The organism is Streptomyces sp. NPDC057743 (assembly GCF_042798755.1).
Classification (GTDB): Bacteria; Actinomycetota; Actinomycetes; order Streptomycetales; family Streptomycetaceae; genus Streptomyces.
This window is the reverse complement of record NZ_JBHVJX010000002.1, coordinates 240573-262814: the sequence shown is the minus strand read 5'-3', so window position 1 is coordinate 262814 and position 22242 is coordinate 240573. Positions and strand designations below refer to the sequence as shown.

Below are 22242 nucleotides of genomic sequence, written 5' to 3'. Positions count from 1 at the left end.
ATCCTTCGGTGCTGCGCTGACTCGGGGGTGTACGGGTGGTACGGGGGTCAGACGGCTACCGGGGACGGGGGGCCGCGGCGCCGTACGCAGTGCGCGAGGCGGGGCAGGGGGCGGGCCGGCGCCGGCAGGCGGGCCGGGCGCGGACCCGGACGGGGCGGGACGGTGGCGGCGCGGGCGAGCGCGGCGGCGGTCCGCAGCGGGCGGGCGGCGCCGGTGGCGGCCGCCCGCAGCAGGGTGCCCAGCGCCCGTTGGCCGCGGTGCAGCCAGGCGGCCGCGAGCAGGCCGACGGTCAGGTGGGCGGCGAGCAACAGCCAGCCGGCGGCCGGGTGCAGGGCGGGCAGGGGGTGGGGGAGACCCGCGGGCAGGGGGTGGGGGAGAGGCGCGGGCCCGGCCGGTCCGGCGCCGCGGCACAGCAGATCGACGCCGACCGCGTGCAGCGGGCCGGTGACGGGACCGCCGGCCGGCCCGTAACAGGTCTGCTGCCCGGTGGTGAAGACGGTGTCGGCGGTCAGCTCCAAGGGGACCAGCAGCGCGGCGGTCCGCCCGTAGCCGCGCTCGCGGCCACAGTGCGCGTAGGCCGCGGTGAAGACGCCGGCGCAGACCGCGGCGAGGGTGGCCGGCGGGAGCGCGCGGTGCGAGAGCAGGACGTGGGAGGTCGCGGAGAGCGGGACGCACACCGCGGTGAACAGGGCCGCCCGCACTGCCCTGAGCCGGTCGCCGGGTAAGGCCCCACGCCGGGCCGCCGGGCGGTCTCCCCTCCGCTGCATGGCGGGAGTCTGCCATGAACACGACGGGAAACCGGGTCAAGATTTGGCATCGGCCGGCGTGCACGGGGGCACGCCGGCCGATGCCGGTCACCGGGGCGCGGCCCGGCGTCAGGACCCGGAGGTCACTTCTTGAGGTTCTTCTCCACCTGGGCGTTGAAGTCCGCCACCGAGGACGGCGCGACCGGGCCCTGCGGGCTCTGGGTACCCAGGACGGTGCCGTTCATCTTCACCGTCGGGGTGCTGCGGACGTCCGAGTGGTTGTTGAACTCCTTGGACATCGCCATCGCCCACGCGTCGTAGGTGCCGTCCTTGACCGCCTTCTCGAAGGCGGCGTTGCCCTTCAGCGCCGGGATGGTGTCGGCGACCTTGAGCAGGTAGCTGTCGTCGGCGAACTTGTCCGGGCCGGTCTCGTCCGGGTGGTACTGCTTGGAGTACAGCGCGAACTTGTACTTCAGGAACGCGTCGGGGGAGACGTTCAGCGCGGCGCCCAGCGCGCTCAGCGCGTTCTTGGAGCCGGTGCCCTGGAGGTTGTTGTCCAGGAACGTGCCGATGTGGTAAGTCGCCTTGTACTTACCGTCGTTGATGTCCTTCTCGATGGTCGCGCCGACGGTCTGCTCGAAGACCGAGCAGCCGGGGCAGCGCGGGTCCTCGAAGAGCTCCAGGGTGTTCTTGGCGTCGGACTTGCCGACGGTGATGGTGGTGCCGTTGGGGCCGCTGGTGTGGGCGGGCGGGACCGGCTTGGCCTTGGCGGCCTTCGCCCAGACGTCGGCGCCCGAGCCGCCGCTGCTGCTGTCGCCGCCGGAGTTGGCGACCGCCAGGCCGATGCCGCCGGCCACCGCCAGCACCGCGACCACGGCGCCGCCGACGATCAACTGCCGGCGGGTGCGGTCCTTCTTGGCCTGTCGCTCGCGCTCGGCGCGCAGCCGCTCGCGGGCTGCCTGCTTGTTGGCCTGACTGTTGCGGTTGCTCATGACTGCTTGGCTCCGTGGGATGAAGAGGTCCGTGGGAAAAGGGTGCGTGCTGCGGGGCGTCTTCGCCCGGTGGGCGGACGCCGGGCCGCCGGCCCGGGGAGGGTCAGGCGGCTAGGGCGCTTCTGCCGGATCTCCGTGGAGGAAGGAGCGGCGTCTGGTGCGTGCGATCGCAAGGCGCCGGGATGGCTTCATAGCGGAGCTATGGGGGCATTTCGGCAACGCCGCGAGCGTGCGTGCCAGACGCCGCGACGCCGCGGAGATCCGTCAGAAGCGCCCTAGCACGCAGGGCGGACCGCGGCGCACCACGGAGTGCACGAGCAGGGGGACGGACCGGGCGGGCGACGTGGTCCGCACGGGGGCGGGCACCGCGCGGCGGGGTGCGGCGGACCGGCTCAGGAACGCGGCCGTGATCAGCAGCGGGCGGAACGCGAAGCCGGCCACTGCGTCCAGCAGCCGCACCAGCGCGGCCTCGCCGCGGCGCAGCCAGCCGGCCGCCAGCAGCCCGACGGCCAGGTGCCCGGCGAGCAGCAGCAACCAGGCCGGGGCCGGGGCGCCGCCTTCCCGGGCCAGCTGGGCCAGCGGTCCGCCGACCGGTCCGCCGCCGCAGAGCAGCATCGTGCTCAGCGAGTGGACCGGCCTGGCCGGGGCGCCGTCCGCGCCGTAGCAGGTGTGCTGGCCGAGGCTGAAGACCGCGTCGGCGGCCAGCTCCAGGGGGAGCAGCAGCCCGGCGATCCGCCAGTAGCCGCGCTCGCGGCCGGCCAGGGCGTAGGCGAGCGCGAACACCGCGACGCCGGTCGCGGCCACGGTGACCGGCGGCAGCGGCATACGGGAGAGCAGCACATGGGACGCCGAGGACAGCGTCACGCACAGCGCCGTGAAGAGCGCCGCGCGCAGTGCCCGCAGGTGTGCCGCCGAGATGTCCATCGTCAGCGAGTCTGCCATGGGCCCCGCTAAAGGGGTACTAAGGGGGCGCGCGGGCGACGGCTACCGGACCGCGATCCGGCCGTCCCGCAGGAGCTCCACGAAGATCCGGTGGTCGGCGCGGGTCCGGGCCGCGCAGGAGTGCGCGAAGTCGGCCAGCAGCGGCCCGAAGCCGTCCTCGTCGGCGGCGAGGGCCGCGTCGATGGCCCGCTCGGGCCGGAACGGCACCAGCGGGTGCCCGCCCTTGCCGTCCCCCGCGGCGTGCGCGGCGGCGGTGATGTGGCCCAGCCCGGCGACGGCCGCGGCGATCTCCTCCGGGTCGTCGAGGCCGGACCAGTCCAGCCCGGCCCCGTACGGCGAGACCTCGTCGACCACCAGGCCCGCGCCGTCCAACTCGGCCCAGCCCAGCCAGGGATCGGCGTGTGCCTGGAGGGCGCGCCGGGCCAGCACCGCCCGGTGCCCGTCGTGCCGCACCTGGGCGGCGACCTCCGGGACGGGCCGGTAACGGGCGAGCGCCGGGGGCCGCGCCCGCTTCATGGTGAGCACCACATCGCTCTCCAGGACGTCGCTGCCGCCCTCCAGCAGCAGGTCGTACGTCGCCGCGCCGCCGGTCGCGCCCGGGCCGCACCGGCCCACCACGTCCTTGACCCGGTACGCCTCGGGGCGGGCCGGGCCGGACTCCGGCAGCGTCTCCAGATAGCCGTCGAAGGCCGCGAGGACGGTGTACCGGGCCGCCGCGTCCAGCGCGACGGTGTCCGGGCCGCCGGCGAAGTGCCGCTCCCCGTCGGACAGCTCGGTCAGCGGTGCCAGCAGCCCGGCCCGGGTCCGGGCGCGGGCCGCGCGCAGCACGGTCAGCAGCGGGCCGCTCGCGGTGTCCAGGGTGCACGGCGGCGCCGCGCCCGCACCGGAGGCGAGCGCGCGCACCTGCTCCCGGTAGGCGGCGGCGAAGGCCGTCACCAGCTCGGTGATCCGGGCATCGCTCAGCCCCCGGGCGTGGCCGAGCAGCGCGATCGAGGCCGCGCACCGCTTCAGGTCCCAGGTGAACGGGCCGACGTACCCCTCACCGGAAGCGGTGACGCCGAACACCAGTCGGCCGGTGGCGTCCAGATACGCGCCGAAGCTGCCGGCGTGCAGATCGCCGTGGATCCACACCCGGCCGGTCCGCTCGTCCAGATACGGGGCGCCCGGCGCCCCCGCGCCGGCCACCGCCAGGTCGTGGTGGAAGAGGGCCGCGGCCCCGCGGAAGAAGGCCGCGGGCGAGCCGGCCATCCGCCGCAGAGCGGGGCCGGCGACCGTGGGGTCGAGGGCGGCGCGGATCTGCTCGGCGCGTCGTGCGGTGTCCTGGCCGTGCCGTGCGGTCTCCCGCACCGGGGCGTCCTGGATCGGCATCATCGGCATTGCTCACAGCCTCCTGGAGTGCCGGAAAGCGGATCGGAGATCAGACCGGAGAACGGACGAGGAGGCCCGTGAGTGCCCGCCCGCGCCAACGCCGTGCCGGGGCGCCGGACGATCCCTCGCCGGGCCGGCGCTGTCAGTGCCGGGCCGTAGACTTCAACACCGTCAGAACCATCTTTCCGACCCGCATTCTTCTCCCTCTCCCGACGTCCCTGACAACTGCCGCTCCCGGAGGTTTTGCGCCGTGGCTCCCTCGTCCAGGCCCCCCTTCACGCACCTGCACGTCCACACCCAGTACTCGCTGTTGGACGGTGCGGCGCGGCTGAGCGACATGTTCACGGCGTGCAAGGACATGGGGATGACCCACATCGCCATGTCCGACCACGGCAACCTCCACGGTGCCTACGACTTCTTCCACTCCGCGAAGAAGGCCGGCGTCACCCCGATCATCGGCATCGAGGCGTACGTCGCACCGGAGTCGCGGCGCAACAAGCGCAAGATCCAGTGGGGCCAGCCGCACCAGAAGCGCGATGACGTCTCCGGTTCCGGTGGTTACACCCACAAGACGATCTGGGCGGCGAACAGCACCGGTCTGCACAACCTCTTCCGCCTCTCCTCCGACGCCTACAAGGAGGGCTGGCTCCAGAAGTGGCCCCGGATGGACAAGGAGACCCTCTCCCAGTGGTCCGAGGGCCTGATCGCCTCCACCGGCTGCCCCTCCGGTGAGCTCCAGACCCGGCTGCGCCTGGGCCAGTTCGACGAGGCGCTGAAGTCCGCCGCCGAGTACCAGGAGATCTTCGGCAAGGACCGGTACTTCCTGGAGCTGATGGACCACGGCATCGAGATCGAGCGCCGGGTGCGCGACGGCCTGTTGGAGATCGGCAAGAAGCTGGGCATCCCCCCGCTGGTCACCAACGACTCGCACTACACCTACGCCCACGAGGCGACCGCGCACGACGCCCTGCTGTGCATCCAGACCGGCAAGAACCTCTCCGACCCCGGCCGCTTCAAGTTCGACGGCACCGGCTACTACCTCAAGTCCACCGACGAGATGTACGCCATCGACTCCTCGGACGCCTGGCAGGAGGGCTGCCGCAACACCCTCCTGGTCGCCGAGCAGGTCGACACCACCGGCATGTTCGAAAAGCGCGACCTGATGCCGAAGTTCGACATCCCGGAGGGCTTCACCGAGGTCACCTGGTTCCAGGAGGAGGTCCGGGTCGGCATGCAGCGCCGGTTCCCGGGCGGCGTCCCCGAGGACCGCGCGAAGCAGGCCGAGTACGAGATGGACGTCATCATCCAGATGGGGTTCCCGGGCTACTTCCTCGTGGTCGCCGACTTCATCATGTGGGCGAAGAACAACGGCATCGCGGTCGGCCCCGGCCGAGGCTCGGCGGCCGGCTCGATCGTCGCCTACGCCATGGGCATCACCGACCTCGACCCGATCGAACACGGCCTGATCTTCGAGCGGTTCCTCAACCCCGAGCGCGTCTCCATGCCCGACGTCGACATCGACTTCGACGAGCGTAGGCGCGTCGAGGTCATCAGGTACGTCACGGAGAAGTACGGCGCCGACAAGGTCGCCATGATCGGCACCTACGGCAAGATCAAGGCGAAGAACGCCATCAAGGACTCGGCCCGCGTGCTGGGTTACCCGTACGCCATGGGCGACCGGATCACCAAGGCGATGCCCGCCGACGTCCTCGGCAAGGGCATCGACCTCGACGGCATCACCAACCCCTCGCACCCCCGCTACAGCGAGGCCGGCGAGGTCCGGGGGATGTACGAGAACGAGCCGGACGTCAAGAAGGTCATCGACACCGCCAAGGGCGTCGAGGGCCTGGTCCGACAGATGGGCGTGCACGCCGCCGGCGTGATCATGTCCAGCGAGCCGATCATCGACCACGCCCCGGTCTGGGTGCGGCACACCGACGGCGTCACCATCACGCAGTGGGACTACCCGCAGTGCGAGTCGCTCGGCCTGCTGAAGATGGACTTCCTGGGCCTGCGCAACCTCACCATCATGGACGACGCCCTGAAGATGGTGAAGGCCAACAAGGGCATCGACCTGGAGCTGCTCTCCGTCCCGCTCGACGACCCCAAGACCTTCGAACTCCTCTGCCGCGGCGACACGTTGGGCGTCTTCCAGTTCGACGGCGGCCCGATGCGCTCGCTGCTGCGCCAGATGCAGCCCGACAACTTCGAGGACATTTCCGCCGTCTCGGCCCTGTACCGCCCGGGCCCGATGGGCATGAACTCGCACATCAACTACGCCGAGCGGAAGAACGGCCGCCAGGAGATCACCCCGATCCACCCGGAGTTGGAAGAGCCCCTGAAGGAGACCCTGGGCCTGACCTACGGCCTGATCGTCTACCAGGAGCAGGTGCAGAAGGCCGCCCAGATCATCGCCGGCTACTCGCTCGGCGAGGCCGACATCCTCCGCCGCGTGATGGGCAAGAAGAAGCCCGAGGAACTGGCCAAGAACTTCACCATCTTCCAGGCCGGCGCCAAGAAGAACGGCTACTCCGACGAGGCCATCCAGGCCCTGTGGGACGTCCTGGTCCCGTTCGCCGGCTACGCCTTCAACAAGGCGCACTCCTCCGCCTACGGCCTGGTCACCTACTGGACCGCCTATCTGAAGGCCAACTACCCGGCCGAGTACATGTCCGCGCTGCTCACCTCGGTGCGCGACGACAAGGACAAGTCCGCGGTCTACCTCAACGAGTGCCGCAAGATGGGCATCAAGGTCCTCCCGCCGAACGTCAACGAGTCCGAGGCCAACTTCGCGGCCCAGGGCGACGACATCATCCTCTTCGGCCTCACCGCCGTGCGGAACGTCGGGCAGAACGTCGTCGACTCGATCATCCGCTGCCGCAAGGCCAAGGGGAAGTACTCCTCGTTCCCCGACTACCTCGACAAGGTCGACGCGGTGGTCTGCAACAAGCGCACCACCGAATCCCTCATCAAGGCCGGCGCGTTCGACGAGATGGGCCACACCCGCAAGGGCCTGACCGCGCACTACGAGTCGATGATCGACAACGTCGTCCAGGTCAAGCGCAAGGAGGCGGAGGGCCAGTTCGACCTCTTCGGCGGGATGGGCGACGACTCCTCCGACGACACCCCCGGCTTCGGGCTGGACGTGGAGTTCTCCGAGGACGAGTGGGACAAGACCTATCTCCTCGCCCAGGAACGGGAGATGCTCGGTCTCTACGTCTCCGACCACCCGCTCTTCGGCCTCGAACACGTGCTGAGCGACAAGGCCGACGCCGCCATCGCCCAGCTCACCGGCGGCGATTACGCGGACGGTTCGATCGTCACCATCGGCGGCATCATCTCCGGCCTCCAGCGCAAGATGACCAAGCAGGGCAACGCCTGGGCGATCGCCACCGTCGAGGACCTCGCCGGCTCCCTCGACTGCATGTTCTTCCCCGCCACGTACCAACTGGTGTCCACCCAACTCGTCGAGGACGCCGTGGTGTTCATCAAGGGCCGGCTGGACAAGCGGGAGGACGTACCGCGGCTGGTCGCCATGGAGTTGATGGTCCCCGACCTCTCGGAGGCCGGCGCCGACGCCCCGGTGACGATCACCATCCCCGCGGTGAAGGTCACCCCGCCGATGGTCGAGAAGCTGGGTGAGGTGCTCAGCAGCCACCGCGGTTCGAGCGAGGTCCGGATCAGGCTCCAGGGCGTGCGCAAGACCACCGTGCTCCGCCTGGACCGCCACCGGGTCACCGCCGACCCGTCGTTGTTCGGCGATCTGAAGGTGCTGCTCGGCCCGTCCTGCCTGGCCGGCTAGGACGGCGGCGCCGGCCGGTCGGGAACCGACCGGCACGGAAGACGACTTGAGGGGCGCGCCCGCACGATGCGGGCGCGCCCCTCAAGTCATCGGCGGCACGCGGCGGTTGGGGAGGTGCCGGGCGGCCGGGAGGTGTCAGTTGTGGCCGAAGCGGCGCTGGTGCTTGCGCGCGACGTCCGCCGGGCTGGCCTGGGCCTGCGAGTGCGAGATCGCCTCCAGGGTCGACTTCTCCGACTGCTGCTGGCCGCGTTCGGGCTGGCTCGCCTTCGACTGCTTCCGGTCCTTCTTGTTCTTGGCCATGATCGTGCCTCCTGAAGGGGATCTCTGGATCGGCCGGAATCAGCCTTACACGACGGGCAGATCACTGCATTTCGGGCAATTACCCTGAGTGACAGCGGGAGTTACGCGCCGTACCGACGAATACGGCCGAATCCGCCACGCCGAAGATCGAGTTGGTGCAGATAACCCCCGTTCGGTCGGGCAGACTCGAAGGAAGCCGAAGAGCACTCGTGCCACGGGCCGAGCCGGGGGGCGACCGGACTTCAGCACCTCAGGGAAGAGGGTGGAACGTGGACCGCTGCGTCGTCCTGGTGGACGCCGGGTATTTGCTCGGGGCCGCCGCCAGCCTGCTCGCCGGAGAACCCGCCCGTTCCCGGATCACCGTCGACCACGCCGCCCTCATCCAGGGGTTGCGTCAGCGCGCCGAGGCCGACACCGAACGGCCGTTGCTGCGCATCTACTGGTTCGACGGCGCCCCCGACCGCGTTCCGCAGCCCGAGCACCGCCGGTTGCGGGTGATGCCGCGGGTCACCGTCCGGCTGGGCGCGCTGACCCGCAGCGACGGTCGCTGGGCGCAGAAGGGCGTGGATGCCGCGATGCACGCCGAGTTGACCGAACTCGCCCGCAACCGCGCCTGCTCCGACATCGTGTTGGTCACCGGCGACGGCGATCTGCTGCCGGGGCTGATGTCGGCCAAAGAACACGGCGTCGCGGTCCACCTCTGGGCGGTGCAGGCCGCCGACGGCGACTACAACCAGTCCGAGGATCTGGTCGCCGAGGCCGACGAGCGGCGGGTGTTGGACCGGACCTGGATCACCCGCGCGGTCCGGCCGAAGGAGCTGGGCGGCCCCTGCGCCCCGCCGCCCGTCCCGCGCCCCGAGATCGCCGCGATCCTCTCCGCCCCGCTCCCGGAGTCCGCGGCCGCCGCGGCGAGCGCGGCCGCGGCCAGCTCCGGCACCGACTCCGGCGGCCGTACCGGCACCAACGGCACCGCCCGCGCGGTGCCGGCCGGCGACCGCGACGGCGGCTCCGGCGAGTCCGGCTCCGGTGGCTCCCGCGGCGTCCCCACCCCCAAGGACCTCGCCGACCTCGGCCGCCCGCACGCCGCCCAGCAGTCCGGACAGAACGGCAACCAGCAGAACGGCAGCCAGCCCGCGGCCACCCTCCGCTGGTCCTCCGACAAGGGCTGGATCGAGCGCGGCGGCCCGCTCGGCGAGCCCGCCGAGACCGCCTCGCTGCCCACCCTCGCCCAGCTCACCAGCGCCGAACAGCGCTGGGCCGACCGCGAGGAGGACATCACCGCGGTCAGCGGCGACCCGTTCGAGGTCGGCCAGGTCTTCGCCCGCCGCTGGACCGAGCGGCTCTCCGACACCGTCCACCTCCAGCAGCTGTCCACGGAGTACCCGCGCATCCCGCACCGCATCGACGGTGAACTCCTGCGCTACGCCGCCCGGTTCGGCCTGCTCGCCCACAAGGACGACCAGATCGACGAGCACGACCGCTATGCCATCCGCGCCGGCTTCTGGCGCGAGGTGGACCTGCGCACCGCGGCGGAACACGCGCCGGCGGGCGACTGAAGGGGGCGGACGGCGGAGCCGTTCCGGGGCCGGGGACCGGACGGCGTCGCCCGCCCCGTCGGCGCGCCCGAAGCCGTGCGGGCGCGGTGCATCGGCCGGGCCGGGCGGACCCGGGACCGGGGGAGGGGCGGGGGACGCGTACCCTCATAGCTCGTGAAGACGGGCGCAAAACAGGTGGACCACGGCGCGCCGGTGTGTGTCGTGCGGGACCTGGTCAAGACCTATCCCGCGCTGCGCGGCCGGCGCGGGGCGGACCGGGCACCCGCGGTGCGGGCCAGCGACGGCATCAGCCTCGACGTCCGGCGCGGCGAGATCTTCGGCCTGCTCGGCCCCAACGGCGCCGGCAAGTCGACCCTGGTCCGGCAGCTGACCGCGCTGCTGCGCCCGGACTCCGGCAGCATCACCGTCCTCGGCCACGACCTGGTGCGGCACCCCGAGCGGGCCGCCCGGCTGCTCGGCTACCTCGGGCAGGAGTCGACCGCGCTGGACGAACTGACCGTCGCGCTCGCCGTGGAGACCACCGGCCGGCTGCGCGGCCTGGACACCCGCACCGCCCGCGCCGAACGGGACGCCGTCCTCGACGAACTGGGCCTGGGCCCGCTCGCCGGCCGGGCGCTGAAGAAGCTCTCCGGCGGCCAGCGCCGACTGGCCTGCTTCGCCACCGTGTTGATCGGCGAGCGCCCGCTGCTGGTGCTGGACGAGCCGACGACCGGCATGGACCCGGTCGCCCGGCGCGCGGTGTGGGCCGCGGTGGACCGCCGCCGCGCCGAGCGGGGCGCCACCGTCGTCCTGGTCACCCACAACGTGCTGGAGGCCGAGAGCGTGCTCGACCGGGTCGCGGTGATCGACCGGGGCCGGGTGATCGCCTGCGACACGCCGGGCCGGCTGAAGGAACGGGTGGGGGAGGAGGTCCGGTTGGAGCTGGTCTGGCGGGACCGGCCCCCGCTCGATGTGCCCGAGGTCGCCGCGCTGGCCGACGACGCCCGGGTGTCCGGGCGTCGCTGGACCCTGCGGCTGCCCGCCGACCAAGCCCGTACCGCGGTCACCGCGGTCACCGCCGGACCCGCCTTCGCGGCGCTGGACGACTTCACCCTGGCCACGCCCAGCCTGGAGGACGTCTATGTCTCCCTGGGCGGCCGCGCCGAGGGGTTGGTGAAGGCGTGAGGACGCGGGGACGGGTGCGGCGGGCCGTGGTGCCCGGGCGGTTGACGGGGTGTGTCGGCTTGGCGCCGCGCGGGTCTCGCGCGGCGGGCCCAGGGCGTGACGAGGAAAGGTGGGCGGCGGCGTGAGCGTGGTTTCCGCGGAGGCGGTGACCGGTACGAAGGCCGCGACGGAGGACGACGGGTGCGTCCCGCTCGCGCCCCGGGCCCGGCTGCTGCCCGCGCTCGGCGCCGTCTACCGCGCCCAGCTCTCCCGGGCCCGGGTCGCCCGGATACCGCTGCTGTTCGTCGCCACCTTCCAGTCCGTCGGGATCATGGTGCTGCTGCGCGGCGTGGTCAGCGGCGGCGCCCCGGCCTACTCGGTGGTCTCCGGCTCCGCGGTGCTGGTCGTCGCCTTCGTCGCACTGAACCTGCTCGCCCAGTACTTCGGCCAACTGCGGGCCGGCGGCGGCCTGGACCACTACGCGACGCTGCCGGTGCCGCCGGCCGCCGTGGTGCTCGGCGCGGCCGCCGCGTACGCCTCGTTCACGGTGCCGGGCGCGGTGGTCACCGCGGTCACCGGCTGTCTGCTCTTCCATCTGCCGATGGCGCACCTGTGGGTGCTGGTCGCCGTGGTGCCGCTCTCCGGGGCGGCGCTGTCCGGGCTCGGCGCGGCCCTCGGGCTGCTCGCCCCGCGGCAGGAACTGGCCACCCTCGGCGGCCAGTTGGGGATGTCGGCGGCGCTGCTGCTGGGCGTGCTGCCGGCCGACCGGATGCCCGCACCGATCGGCTGGGCCCGCGACCTGCTGCCCTCGACCTACGGCGTGGAGGCGCTGGCCCGCACCTTCGGCCCGCGCCCTGACTGGCTGGCGGTCGGCGCCGACCTGGGCATCTGCGCGGCCGTCGGGGTGCTCTCGTTGGCCGTGGCGACCTGGGCGTACCGCCGGGCCGCGGTCCGCTGAGCGCCGCCGACGCCACGCGGGCGCTTAGGGCCTGTCCGATGGGTCAGGGTCGGATAGGCCGCGGCGTCTGGTGCAGGGGGCACCTCCCAGCGGTAGCTGGGGGCGCATCGCAAGGCGCCGGAGCGTCCTGATAGCGGAGCTATTGGGGCGGTTCGGCAACGCCGCGAGGTGCCGTGCCAGGCGTCGCGGCCCCGGCCATGACCCATCGGACAGGCCCTACGGGCGTCCTGCTGGTGGTGGCGTGGCGCCGGCCTGGCACGATGACAAGGTGACCGCACCGCAGACGCCCCACGAGAACCAACCGCCCGACGAGCCGCACGGCGCCACAGCCGACCCCGAAGGCGGCCCCGAATTCGCCCGCGAACTGCGCGAAGGCGTGCTGATCGCGCTGGCGGTCGCGGTGAGCGGGGTGCTGCTGGGCGTGCTGTGGGCCTGGCTGGCGCCGCGCGTGCCGCTGATCGCCGACACCCACAACGTCTACCTGAAGAACACCGAGGGCGAGGAGGCGATCGGCGCCGACGGCACCTTCTTCCTGTTGGCGCTCGGGTTCGGCCTGGTCACCGCGGCCGCGGTCTTCCTCTTCCGGCGCCGCGGCGGCATCCCGCTGGTGGTCGCGCTGGCCGTCGGCGGGCTGCTGGGCGCCGTGCTGGGCTGGGTGACCGGGATGTGGCTGGGGCCCACCCCGGACGTGGTCGCGCACGCCAAGCAGGTCGGCCCCGGGGTCGTCTTCGACGGTCCGCTGCGGCTCCAGGCCAAGGGCGCGCTGCTGGCCTGGCCGGTCGCCGGGATGGCCGCGCTGATCGCGCTGACCGGGCTGTTCGGGCCGCGCGACCCGGAGGACGCGATGGTGCCCGACTGGTCCGGGCACCACCACCAGCCGCCGGCGGCCAGCTGACCGCCGCGCCGGCCGGTCGGACGCGTCAGGCCGGTCGGCGACCGTGATTGGCCCGGCGCTTCCGGATGCGCCACTTCCGCTTACGGGTCCTCTTCGACATGGCGTACCTCCTCCCCGGTCGTAACCGAGGACGGGGCGCTCAGGGAAGGCCCGCGGGGGCGCGGGCGGCGGCACCGGGCGCACCGGGCGGCGCCGGCGCGGCTCAGTCCCGCGCGATCGGTGCGACCCGTGCGCCGGTCAGTGCGACCAGGTCGGCCGGGGCCAACTCGACCTCCAGACCGCGCCGTCCGGCCGAGACGCACACCGTGGGCCGGCCCTCGGCCGAGGCGTCGACCACGGTGGGCAGCCGCTTGCGCTGCCCCAGCGGCGAGATCCCGCCGACCACATAGCCGGTGCTGCGCTCGGCCGCCGCCGGATCGGCCATCGCGGCCCGCTTGCCGCCCACCGCGGCGGCCAGCGCCTTGAGGTCCAGCGAACCGGAGACCGGCACCACGGCCACCGTCAGCGCCCCGTCGACGTCCGCCAGCAGCGTCTTGAACACCTGCTCGGGGGCGACCCCGAGGGCCTGCGCGGCCTCCTCGCCGTACGACGCGGCCGCCGGGTCGTGCTCGTAGGTGTGCACCGTGAACGGGACGCCGGCGGCGGTCAGCGCCACCGTCGCGGGCGTGCCGCCGGTCTGCGCGCCGCCCTTCTTCCCCTGCTTCGCCTTCTTCGCCACTGCGTCTCGCCTCATTCGCGCCCGGACGCCGGCCGGCCCGGTACGGGGCCGCGCCCGGGAGCCTGCCCGAGGCCGGTAACCGGGGACATCCGTAGGTCAGTTGGGACTGGTCGGCTGCCGGGTCAGCTCCACCGCCGGCAGCGACGGGAGCTTACCGATCACCGCCGACTCCGTGCGCAGCAGTTTCAGCTCCTGCCGCAGCCGGCCCGCGGTGTCCGGCACCTCCAGCAGGTGCTGCTTGGCGGGCACGTCCAGCACCGCCGCCGCGGCCACCAGGTACGACAGCACCGACGGGTCGGCGGGCAGGTCCTGGCCGCTGGCCAGGGTCCGCTCGTTCGCCCACGCCAGCCGCTTCTGGTAGGTGCGGAAGGCCCGCACCACCCCGGAGGCCAGCGCGCCCGCGCCCTCCCCGTCGTCCTCCTCAAGCGGGGTCAACTCACCGGTCAGATACGGCCCGGAGGCGTCCACCGAGGACAGTCGGACCCGCGTGGTGCCGGTGGCCAGGACCTCGTAGCCGTCGCCGGACGACTTCTCCCGGATGGTCGCCGCGTCCGCGACGCAGCCGACGGTGTGGAAGGCCCGGATCGGGTCGTCGCCGAAGCCCGCGGCCGGGCCGGTGGCGGTCGGCGCGGTGTCGTCCGGCAGGCCCTGCGCGGTCGCGGCGACCTCCCGGCCGTCCCGGATGGCGACCACCGCGAACCGGCGGTCGTCCTCGGGCCGGTCCAGCAGATCGCGCATCATCGCGCGGTAGCGCGCCTCGAAGACGTTCAGCGGCAGCACCAGGCCCGGGAACAGCACGGAGTTGAGCGGGAACAGGGGCAGACGCAGGGAGGACACAGTCCGTAAGCCTAGAGCCTGCGCCGGTGCGGGCCGTCACCCGCACCCGGCGCAGCCGCGCTACTGGCGCTGGAGGAGCCGGGAGGCACCGGTCGCCATGGTCGTGGCCAGCACCCACCCGGCCAGGATCATCACCGCCGAGACCCACTGGGCGGTGCCGGCCGGCGCCCAGGCATCGCCCTGATGGAGATCGACCAGCGGCAGCAGCAGGTCCAGGGAGTACAGGTACGGGTTCCAGTGCGGCGCCTCGTCGTGCTTGAGCGGCCCCGGCGGGTTCGAGGAGAAGTAGGCGGTGCCGATCGCCCACAGGACCGCCATCCACAGCGCGGCCCGTCCCGGGCGGTAGCCGTAGGCCACCGTCCAGTCCTGGAGGAAGCCCCACGCCTTCGCCGCCAACGGCAGCGTCTCGCGCCGCCGCCGCTGCTTGGCCAGCAGCACCTCCCGGGCGTCCGCGTCCTCGCCCATCGCCCGCAGCGAGGTGGCCAGCATCTCGTACGGCTCCGGCGCGTACTCCGGGGTCGCCGCGGCCACCCACTGCAGGCGCAGCGCCAGCGGGAAGTGGCCGCGCGGGATCAGCGTCTCGTAGGAGAAGCCGGCCATCATCAGCCCGCCCAGCCCCGGCCAGCTCGCCGACTTGTCGACGAGGTTGACGACCCGGGCGCCGGAGAGGATCACCCGGCCCCGCTGCGGGCGCTCGCCCAGGAAGCGCAGCTCCGGCGTCTGGATGCGGCGCAGCGACAGCTCCTGGTCGGACTCCATGATGAAGCGGGCGTGCTCCAGGTCCACCGCGTCCCCGAACCGCCCGTCGTCCAGCCGCACCCCGCCCTCGCACTCGAAGCGCTGCATGCGGGTGCCGCGGGACGGGGTGTGGGTGATGCCGTACGGGGGCGTGGTGCCGCTGGAGAACGGGGAGTTGGCCAGGCCGGCGGCGGTGAGGTAGAGGGTGCGCTCGACGGTCAGTTGGGGGGCGTTCAGCGCCCGGCGGCCGAACGGATTGCTCAGGTGGCTGCCGCGCAGGCTCAGCGACACCCCGATGGTGGCGCCGCGCAGCGACAGTTCGCCGTAGGACTCCAACATCTCGGCCTGGAGGTCCTGGGCGACGGTCAGCCCGTCGGCCATGATCGAGCGGCCCTGTCGGTCCTTGTGCACCACGACCTGGTTGAGCATCAGGTCGGTGCCGATGTGTGCGTCGGTGAGCCGGATGCCGGAGTGCACCACGCAGCGCGGCAGGTGCAGATCGCCCTCGGTGTGCAGCCGGGCCGCCTCCAGCCGCGGTATCGCGCAGTTCACCAACCGCAGGGTGGTGAACCGGCTCTCCGGCAGCAGCACCTCGGCCTCGAAGCGGCAGTCCCGCAGCTCGACGAATGGCTTGATCGTGCCGCCCGCAAGGTCGAGAGTGTCCGTGATGTACGCCCCGGTCAGCTTCAGCCCGGGCACCCGCCCGGGCTGCGCCGGCGGCCCTTCGAGCAGCAGCAACGCCACCACCCGGGCGCGTATCCGGCGCTCCGGGCCCCACAGGTGCTGCCCGTGCGGGTCGTCCCGGGACGGGTCGCCGGTGTGCAGGTTGCAGCTGCTGCCGTTGCGGAACGCCTGCCACATGCTCCATTCCGCGGACGTCAGTCGCAGGTCGGCGGGCGCGTCGCCGTCCCTGGCTCCGGTCACTGTGGCTCCCCCTCGCTCTCACGGTGCCTTGCGGCAGGCCGTCGGTACTGGTCCTCGTCGTTGGTCGTCGTCGCCCCTTGGTGGGCGCCGTGCGGGCCCGGCGCGCGACGCTGCCGTGCCGTGCACGCCGGCGCCGGTGGTCGTGGCCGGTGCTCCGGCGGCGCTACCTGTTCGGACGCGTTCCGGCGGGCCCTCTTCCGCCGGCCCGCGCGGGCAGAAGAGGGTCCGATGGAACGCCCGCACCGACCCCTTGCCCACCCCGTGACCCGTTGAACACGCGTGGTCAGGGCTAACTCCGGTCAACTTCGGTGACGGGCTCGGCGGCCGCCCGGCCCGCGCGTCACTACGTATCACTGAGTGATACGGGCGCTCGGCCCCGGCGGCGGGTCTGAGACACTGGGGGGGTGATCTCCCGAATCGATCTGCGTGGCGCCGCCCTCCCCGAGGGTGCCGCCCTGCGCGACCTGCTGCCCCGTGCCGAGTTCGACGTGGAAGCCGCCCTGGAGAAGGTGCGGCCGATCTGCGAGGACGTGCACCATCGCGGCACCGCGGCGCTGATCGAGTACGCGCGGCGGTTCGACGGCGTCGAGATCGAGCGGGTGCGGGTCCCGGCCCAGGCGCTCACCGAGGCCCTCGACGCGCTGGACCCGAAGGTCCGCGCCGCCCTGGAGGAGTCCATCCGGCGCGCCCGGACCGTCCACCGCGAGCAGCGCCGCACCGACGTCACCACCAAGGTCGTGCCCGGCGGCACGGTCACCGAGCGCTGGGTCCCGGTCGAGCGGGTCGGCCTCTACGTCCCCGGCGGCCGCTCGGTCTACCCGTCCTCCGTCGTCATGAACGTCGTCCCCGCCCAGGAGGCCGGCGTCGACTCGCTCGCCGTCGCCTCCCCGCCGCAGGTGGAGTTCGGCGGCCTGCCGCACCCGACGATCCTGGCCGCCTGCGCCCTGCTCGGCGTCGACGAGGTCTACGCCGCCGGCGGCGCCCAGGCCGTCGCGATGTTCGCCTACGGCACCGACGAGTGCGCCCCGGTCAATCTGGTCACCGGCCCCGGCAACATCTACGTCGCCGCCGCCAAGCGCCTCCTCAAGGGCCGGATCGGCATCGACTCCGAGGCCGGTCCCACCGAGATCGCGATCCTCGCCGACACCACCGCCGACCCGGTGCACCTCGCCGCCGATTTGATCAGCCAGGCCGAGCACGACCCGATGGCCGCCGCCGTCCTGGTCACCGACTCCGAAGAGCTGGCCGACCGCACGGCGAAGGAGCTGGCCGGGCAGGTCGAGGCCAGCAAGCACGTCGAGGACCGGATCGCGCCGGCGCTGTCCGGCCGGCAGTCCGCGATCGTCCTGGTCGACGGCCTCGACGAGGGCCTGAAGGTGGTGGACGCCTACGGCGCCGAGCACCTGGAGGTCCAGACCGCCGACGCCGCCGCGGTCGCCGCCCGGGTCCGCAACGCCGGCGCGATCTTCGTCGGCCCCTACGCCCCGGTCTCGCTCGGCGACTACTGCGCCGGCTCCAACCACGTCCTGCCCACCGGCGGTTGCGCCTGCCACTCCTCCGGCCTGTCCGTCCAGTCGTTCCTGCGCGGCATCCACGTGGTGGACTACAGCCGCGAGGCGCTGGCCGAGGTCGCCCACCATGTGGTGACCCTCGCCGAGGCCGAGGACCTCCCGGCCCACGGCGCGGCGATCAAGGCACGGTTCGGTTGGACGGTCCCCCAGAGCAAGTGAGCACGCACGTGACCAAGAACACCCCCGTGTCCAGGATGGACGAGCTGCCCATCCGGGACGAGCTGCGCGGCAAGTCCCCTTATGGCGCGCCGCAGTTGGACGTCCCGGTGCGCCTGAACACCAACGAGAACCCCTACCCGCTGCCCGAGCCGCTGGTGCAGCGGATCGCCGAGCGGGTCACCGAGGCCGCCCGGCACCTCAACCGCTACCCCGACCGGGACGCGGTCGAGCTGCGCACCGCGCTGGCCGGCTACCTCACCCGCACCGCGGGCCACGACGTCACCGCCGCCCAGGTCTGGGCCGCCAACGGCTCCAACGAGATCATCCAGCAGCTGCTGCAGACCTTCGGCGGCCCCGGCCGCACCGCCCTCGGCTTCGAGCCGTCGTACTCCATGCACGCGCTGATCTCGCGCGGCACCGGCACCGGTTGGCTCTCCGGCCCCCGCAACGACGACTTCACCATCGACGTCGAGGCGGCGAAGACGGCCATCGCCGAGCACCGGCCCGACGTGGTCTTCGTCTGCTCGCCGAACAACCCCACCGGCACCGCCGTCGAGGCCGACACCGTCCTGGCGCTGTACGAGGCGGCCCAGGCCGCCAAACCGTCCCTGGTAGTGGTGGACGAGGCGTACGGCGAGTTCAGCCACCGGCCCTCGCTGCTGCCGCTGATCGAGGGCCGGCCCAACCTGGTGCTCTCCCGCACCATGTCCAAGGCGTTCGGCGCCGCCGGGCTGCGGCTGGGCTATCTCGCCGCCGACCCGGCCGTGGTCGACGCCGTCCAACTGGTCCGGCTGCCCTACCACCTCTCGTCCGTCACCCAGGCCACCGCGCTCGCGGCCCTGGAGCACACCGATACGCTGCTGGCCTACGTCGAGCAGCTCAAGGGCGAGCGGGACCGTCTGGTCACCGAACTGCGCACGATCGGCTGCCAGGTCGTCGCCTCGGACGCCAACTTCGTCCAGTTCGGCCTCTTCGACGATGCGCACGCCGTCTGGCAGTCGATCCTCGACCACGGCGTGCTGGTCCGCGACAACGGCGTACCGGGCTGGTTGCGGGTCACCGCCGGCACCCCGGCCGAGAACGACGCGTTCCTCGACGCGGTGCGCGCGGTGTGCAAAGAACGCAGCCTGAAGGAGAACAAGCGATGAGCGGGGCGAGTGCCCGCGTGGGGCGCGTGGAGCGCACCACCAAGGAGACCACCGTGCTGGTCGAGATCGATCTCGACGGCACCGGTCAGGTCGACGTCTCGACCGGCGTCGGCTTCTACGACCACATGCTCGACCAGCTCGGCCGGCACGGCCTCTTCGACCTGAAGGTCAAGACCGACGGCGATCTGCACATCGACACCCACCACACCATCGAGGACACCGCCCTCGCGCTGGGCGCCGCCTTCAAGCAGGCCCTCGGCGACAAGGTCGGCATCTACCGCTTCGGCAACTGCACCGTCCCGCTGGACGAGTCGCTGGCCCAGGTCACCGTCGACCTCTCCGGACGCCCGTACCTGGTGCACACCGAGCCGGAGAACATGGCGCCGATGATCGGCACCTACGACACCACGATGACCCGGCACATACTGGAGTCGTTCGTCGCCCAGGCGCAGATCGCGCTGCACGTCCACGTCCCGTACGGGCGCAACGCCCACCACATCGTGGAGTGCCAGTTCAAGGCGCTGGCCCGGGCGCTGCGCTACGCCAGCGAGCGGGACCCGCGGGCCGCGGGCATCCTCCCGTCCACGAAGGGCGCCCTTTAATGAACGGCTTGTCCACCGTCTTCATTCTGGTGGGGCTCTTCCTGCTCGGCGGCGTCTACTCGTTCTGGAAGCAGAAGATCCCCAAGTCCGTGATCACCCTGATGGCCATCGCCTCGGCGATGTGCCTGGTGGCCGGTGTGATGCGCCTGGAGGTGTGGAATTGAGCGCCGCGCAGCAGCAGGCCGCGCAGCCCTCTGCCGGGAAGCCCGGCAAGAAGGTCGTGGTCTTCGACTACGGCTTCGGCAACGTCCGGTCCGCCGAGCGGGCGCTGGCGCACGTCGGCGCGGACGTGACGATCACCCGTGACTACGACACCGCGATGAACGCCGACGGGCTGCTGGTGCCCGGCGTCGGCGCGTTCGCCGCGTGCATGCGGGGCCTGAAGGAGGCCCGCGGCGACTGGGTCGTGGGGCGCCGACTGGCCGGCGGGCGGCCGGTGATGGGCATCTGCGTCGGCATGCAGATCCTCTTCGGCCGCGGCATCGAGCACGGCGTTCAGACCGACGGCCTCGACGAGTGGCCCGGCACGGTCGGCCCGCTCAAGGCCGAGGTGGTCCCGCACATGGGCTGGAACACCGTGCGCGCCGCGGAGGGTTCGCGGCTCTTCGCCGGGCTGCCCAGCGACGCCCGCTACTACTTCGTGCACTCCTACGCGGTCCACGACTGGGAGTTGGAGATCGGTAACGCCGCGATCGCCGCACCCAAGGTCACCTGGGCCACCCACGGCGAGCCGTTCGTCGCCGCGGTCGAGAACGGCCCGCTGTGGGCCACCCAGTTCCACCCCGAGAAGTCCGGCGACGCCGGTGCCCAGCTCCTCTCCAACTGGATCAGAACCCTGTGAGTCCCGTGAACGCTGTGAAGAAGCTCGAACTGTTGCCCGCCGTCGACGTCCGCGACGGCCAGGCCGTCCGCCTGGTGCACGGCGAGTCCGGCTCGGAGACCTCCTACGGTGACCCGCTGCAGGCCGCCCTCGCCTGGCAGGCGGCCGGCGCCGAGTGGCTGCACCTGGTCGACCTGGACGCGGCCTTCGGCACCGGCGACAACCGCGCGCAGATCGCCGAGGTCGCCCGCTCCATGGACCTCAAGGTCGAGCTGTCCGGCGGCATCCGCGACGACGACTCGCTGGCCGCCGCGCTGGCCACCGGCTGCACCCGGGTCAACATCGGCACCGCGGCGCTGGAGGACCCGGAGTGGGTCGCCAAGATCATCGCCGAGCACGGCGAGCGGATCGCGGTCGGCCTGGACGTCCGCGGCACCACCCTGCGCGGCCGCGGCTGGACCCGGGACGGCGGCGACCTCTACGAGACGCTGGCCCGCCTGGACTCCGAGGGTTGCGCCCGCTACGTCGTCACCGACATCAACAAGGACGGCACCCTCCAGGGCCCCAACCTGGAGCTGCTGAGGAACGTCTGCGCGGCCACCGACCGCCCGGTCGTGGCCTCCGGCGGCGTCTCCTCCCTCGACGACCTGCGGGCGATCGCCGCGCTGGTGCCGGCGGGTGTGGAGGGCTCGATCGTCGGCAAGGCGCTCTACGCGAAGGCGTTCACCCTGGAAGAGGCGCTGGCGGCGGTGGCGTAGGGCCGCGGGTGCCGCAACCGACCAAAGAGGGAGGCGGCGTGATGAGCATCGAGCGCGTACGGACCGACAGCCCCTGGGAAGAGACCATTGGCTTCGCACGCGCGGTGGCCGCCGGCGACCGGGTCCTGGTCGCCGGCACCATGCCGCTGGTCGGTGGCGTCCTCCAGGGCGAGGGCGACCCTTATGTCCAGACCAAGGTCGCCTTCGGCAACGCGCTGTCGGCGATCAAACCCTTCGGGCTGGGTGCCGCCGAGGTGCTGCGCACCCGGATGTACCTGACCCACCTGCGGGACGCGGACGCCGCCGCCCGCGCCCACCGCGAGCTGTTCGACGCCGCGCCGCCGGCCACCACCATGGTCGTGGTCTCCGGCTTCGTCGACTCCCGGGTGTTGGTGGAAGTAGAACTGGAAGCGTTCCGGGACCCGTCCCGGGACACCGAGCGAGAGGGCTGAAGACGAGATGACCCTGGCGGTCCGCGTCATTCCCTGCCTGGACGTGGACAACGGCCGCGTCGTCAAGGGCGTCAACTTCCAAAACCTCCGCGACGCCGGGGACCCGGTCGAGATGGCGAAGGTCTACGGCGACGAGGGCGCCGACGAGCTGACCTTCCTCGACATCACCGCGTCCTCCGGCAACCGCGAGACCACCTACGACGTGGTCCGCCGCACCGCCGAGCAGGTCTTCATCCCGCTGACCGTCGGCGGCGGGGTGCGCACCGCCGACGACGTCGACAAGCTGCTGCGGGCCGGCGCCGACAAGGTCGGGGTGAACACCGCGGCGATCGCCCGCCCGGAGCTGATCAAGGAGATCGCCGAGCGGTTCGGCAGCCAGGTGCTGGTGCTGTCCGTGGACGCGCGCCGGACGGCCTCGGGGGCGTTCGAGGTCACCACGCACGGCGGGCGCCGCTCGGCCGGCATCGACGCGGTCGAATGGGCGCACCGGGCCGCGGAGTTGGGCGCCGGCGAGATCCTGCTGAACTCCATGGACGCGGACGGCACCAAGGACGGCTACGACCTGGCGATGATCGAGGCGGTGCGCCGGCACGTCAGCGTCCCGGTCATCGCCTCCGGCGGCGCCGGCAAGTTGGACGACTTCGCCCCCGCCGTGGCCGCCGGCGCCGACGCGGTGCTGGCCGCCTCCGTCTTCCACTTCGGCGATCTGCGGATCGGCCAGGTCAAGGACGCGCTGCGGGAGGCCGGCCACCCGGTGCGGTGACCGCCGGTACGGCACGAGGCCCCTCCGCGCTGGGCGGAGGGGCCTCGCTG

21 protein-coding genes are annotated in these 22242 nt (G+C 72.6%); 13 read left to right on the top strand and 8 right to left on the bottom strand.

All coding sequences use genetic code 11. From position 1 onward, the window contains the following. Window positions 1-47: 47 nt before the first annotated feature. From ACFVFQ_RS03205 to ACFVFQ_RS03190, 4 genes are all read right to left on the bottom strand, one after another. The gene (locus ACFVFQ_RS03205; RefSeq protein WP_383407702.1) at window positions 48-767 is read right to left on the bottom strand and encodes a hypothetical protein; all 720 of its coding nucleotides are present in this window, start codon (window positions 765-767) and stop codon (window positions 48-50) included. A gap of 122 nt (window positions 768-889) precedes the next feature. Further along, entirely contained in the window at window positions 890-1738 is an 849-nt protein-coding gene (locus tag ACFVFQ_RS03200) for a thioredoxin domain-containing protein (RefSeq protein ID WP_383407699.1), read from the bottom strand. Between the two features lie 264 nt (window positions 1739-2002). Further along, a complete protein-coding gene (locus tag ACFVFQ_RS03195; protein ID WP_383408055.1) occupies window positions 2003-2662 on the bottom strand; it encodes a hypothetical protein in 660 nt (219 codons plus the stop codon). A 60-nt stretch (window positions 2663-2722) separates the two neighbouring features. Beyond that, window positions 2723-4048, bottom strand: a complete 1326-nt coding sequence (locus tag ACFVFQ_RS03190) for a DUF2252 family protein (protein ID WP_383408052.1) — start codon at window positions 4046-4048, stop codon at window positions 2723-2725. A gap of 250 nt (window positions 4049-4298) precedes the next feature. On the opposite strand from ACFVFQ_RS03190, the gene dnaE reads away from it, so the two are divergent. Next, window positions 4299-7850, top strand: coding sequence for a DNA polymerase III subunit alpha (dnaE, locus tag ACFVFQ_RS03185; protein WP_383407696.1), 3552 nt, complete (start codon window positions 4299-4301; stop codon window positions 7848-7850). Between the two features lie 135 nt (window positions 7851-7985). On the opposite strand, the gene ACFVFQ_RS03180 is transcribed toward dnaE, so the two are convergent. Further along, complete coding sequence (locus ACFVFQ_RS03180) at window positions 7986-8150, bottom strand: hypothetical protein (protein WP_383407693.1); 165 nt, start codon at window positions 8148-8150, stop codon at window positions 7986-7988. Between the two features lie 269 nt (window positions 8151-8419). On the opposite strand from ACFVFQ_RS03180, the gene ACFVFQ_RS03175 reads away from it, so the two are divergent. From ACFVFQ_RS03175 to ACFVFQ_RS03160, 4 genes are all read left to right on the top strand, one after another. After that, window positions 8420-9706: an NYN domain-containing protein gene (locus ACFVFQ_RS03175; RefSeq protein ID WP_383407690.1), complete on the top strand. Its 1287-nt coding sequence runs from the start codon at window positions 8420-8422 to the stop codon at window positions 9704-9706. A 153-nt stretch (window positions 9707-9859) separates the two neighbouring features. After that, on the top strand, window positions 9860-10870 hold the full coding sequence (locus tag ACFVFQ_RS03170) for an ABC transporter ATP-binding protein (RefSeq protein WP_383407687.1): 1011 nt from the start codon (window positions 9860-9862) through the stop codon (window positions 10868-10870). A 121-nt stretch (window positions 10871-10991) separates the two neighbouring features. Then, the gene (locus ACFVFQ_RS03165) at window positions 10992-11807 is read left to right on the top strand and encodes an ABC transporter permease (RefSeq protein ID WP_383407684.1); all 816 of its coding nucleotides are present in this window, start codon (window positions 10992-10994) and stop codon (window positions 11805-11807) included. Between the two features lie 268 nt (window positions 11808-12075). Continuing rightward, a complete protein-coding gene (locus ACFVFQ_RS03160) occupies window positions 12076-12702 on the top strand; it encodes an ABC transporter permease (RefSeq protein WP_383407681.1) in 627 nt (208 codons plus the stop codon). A gap of 202 nt (window positions 12703-12904) precedes the next feature. On the opposite strand, the gene ybaK is transcribed toward ACFVFQ_RS03160, so the two are convergent. The 3 genes from ybaK to ACFVFQ_RS03145 all read right to left on the bottom strand — a co-directional run bounded on the left by ybaK (window position 12905) and on the right by ACFVFQ_RS03145 (window position 15919). After that, the gene (gene ybaK / locus ACFVFQ_RS03155) at window positions 12905-13435 is read right to left on the bottom strand and encodes a Cys-tRNA(Pro) deacylase (protein ID WP_383407675.1); all 531 of its coding nucleotides are present in this window, start codon (window positions 13433-13435) and stop codon (window positions 12905-12907) included. 81 nt (window positions 13436-13516) lie between these two features. Further along, entirely contained in the window at window positions 13517-14257 is a 741-nt protein-coding gene (locus ACFVFQ_RS03150) for an LON peptidase substrate-binding domain-containing protein (RefSeq protein ID WP_383407672.1), read from the bottom strand. Between the two features lie 60 nt (window positions 14258-14317). Further along, window positions 14318-15919, bottom strand: coding sequence for an oxidoreductase (locus ACFVFQ_RS03145; protein WP_383407669.1), 1602 nt, complete (start codon window positions 15917-15919; stop codon window positions 14318-14320). 404 nt (window positions 15920-16323) lie between these two features. Between ACFVFQ_RS03145 and hisD the strand changes: the two genes are divergently transcribed. Genes hisD through hisF form a run of 8 tightly spaced genes read left to right on the top strand, consistent with a single transcriptional unit; the run spans window position 16324 to window position 22192 of the window. After that, on the top strand, window positions 16324-17649 hold the full coding sequence (hisD, locus tag ACFVFQ_RS03140; RefSeq protein WP_383407666.1) for a histidinol dehydrogenase: 1326 nt from the start codon (window positions 16324-16326) through the stop codon (window positions 17647-17649). Window positions 17650-17684: 35 nt separating this feature from the next. Beyond that, window positions 17685-18797, top strand: coding sequence for a histidinol-phosphate transaminase (locus ACFVFQ_RS03135; RefSeq protein WP_383408049.1), 1113 nt, complete (start codon window positions 17685-17687; stop codon window positions 18795-18797). Beyond that, window positions 18794-19399: an imidazoleglycerol-phosphate dehydratase HisB gene (hisB, locus tag ACFVFQ_RS03130; protein ID WP_383407663.1), complete on the top strand. Its 606-nt coding sequence runs from the start codon at window positions 18794-18796 to the stop codon at window positions 19397-19399. The genes ACFVFQ_RS03135 and hisB overlap by 4 nt, the downstream gene beginning before the upstream one ends. An 8-nt stretch (window positions 19400-19407) precedes the next feature. After that, a complete protein-coding gene (locus ACFVFQ_RS03125; RefSeq protein WP_383408062.1) occupies window positions 19408-19563 on the top strand; it encodes a hypothetical protein in 156 nt (51 codons plus the stop codon). Then, on the top strand, window positions 19560-20240 hold the full coding sequence (gene hisH / locus ACFVFQ_RS03120) for an imidazole glycerol phosphate synthase subunit HisH (protein ID WP_383407660.1): 681 nt from the start codon (window positions 19560-19562) through the stop codon (window positions 20238-20240). Before ACFVFQ_RS03125 ends, hisH begins: the two co-directional genes overlap by 4 nt. 14 nt (window positions 20241-20254) lie before the next feature. Beyond that, window positions 20255-20977, top strand: a complete 723-nt coding sequence (gene priA, locus ACFVFQ_RS03115; RefSeq protein ID WP_383408046.1) for a bifunctional 1-(5-phosphoribosyl)-5-((5-phosphoribosylamino)methylideneamino)imidazole-4-carboxamide isomerase/phosphoribosylanthranilate isomerase PriA — start codon at window positions 20255-20257, stop codon at window positions 20975-20977. A 41-nt stretch (window positions 20978-21018) separates the two neighbouring features. Continuing rightward, a complete protein-coding gene (locus ACFVFQ_RS03110; protein ID WP_383407657.1) occupies window positions 21019-21429 on the top strand; it encodes a Rid family hydrolase in 411 nt (136 codons plus the stop codon). A 7-nt stretch (window positions 21430-21436) separates the two neighbouring features. Next, on the top strand, window positions 21437-22192 hold the full coding sequence (gene hisF, locus ACFVFQ_RS03105) for an imidazole glycerol phosphate synthase subunit HisF (protein ID WP_383407653.1): 756 nt from the start codon (window positions 21437-21439) through the stop codon (window positions 22190-22192). Window positions 22193-22242: the final 50 nt, after the last annotated feature.